The sequence below is a fragment of the Oleiphilus sp. HI0043 genome (assembly GCF_001634935.1).
In genome coordinates this window covers 1-642 of sequence record NZ_LWEY01000519.1, presented here as the reverse complement: position 1 = coordinate 642, position 642 = coordinate 1, and the positions used below count along the sequence as shown (strand labels likewise).

Here is a 642-nt window from a genome sequence, read left to right as displayed (position 1 = left end):
GTTTACTGCAACGCCCAGACAACTATGGGCTGCTCAAACCCGTAGCCGCCAATATCGACCGTATTATTATTGTTGTCGCCACTGAACCCACACCCTACGCTAATCTAATTGATCGTTATCTGGTGGCCGCTGAAACTCTCGACATCAAGCCTGCCATACTGTTTAACAAAAGCGACTTGATTAATGATAATAACCGCGCTCAGATAGAAAAACTCTGCCAAAGCTATGAAGCACTTGGCTATGAAGTACTCAAGACCTCAGCCAATGAAGTCGAGCATTGTGAGTCCACCTTATTCGACTGGCTAAAAAACTACACCAGCGTCTTCGTTGGCCAATCCGGTGTCGGCAAGTCTTCACTGATTCGTAGTATTCTGGGTGATCAGAGCATTAAAGTCGGCGCGCTTTCGGAAGTATCCCGTAAAGGTACTCACACCACGACGACAGCCAAGCTTTTTCATATTCCGGGTGGCGGTAGAATTGTTGACTCACCGGGCATACGAGAATTCGGCTTATGGCATATCAATGAGCAAGAACTGTTGGAAGGTTTTATCGAACTCAGGCCGCATATTGGCTACTGCCGTTTTCGTGACTGCAAACATAATAATGAGCCCAAGTGCGCGATCCTTGACGCCTACGACAAAG

The 642-nt window shown here is 47.4% G+C and carries 1 protein-coding gene; it reads left to right on the top strand.

What is annotated here, in order from left to right:
* Positions 1-642 (top strand): ribosome small subunit-dependent GTPase A (rsgA, locus tag A3729_RS06420; protein ID WP_068633435.1); only part of this gene is annotated, 642 nt, incomplete at both ends.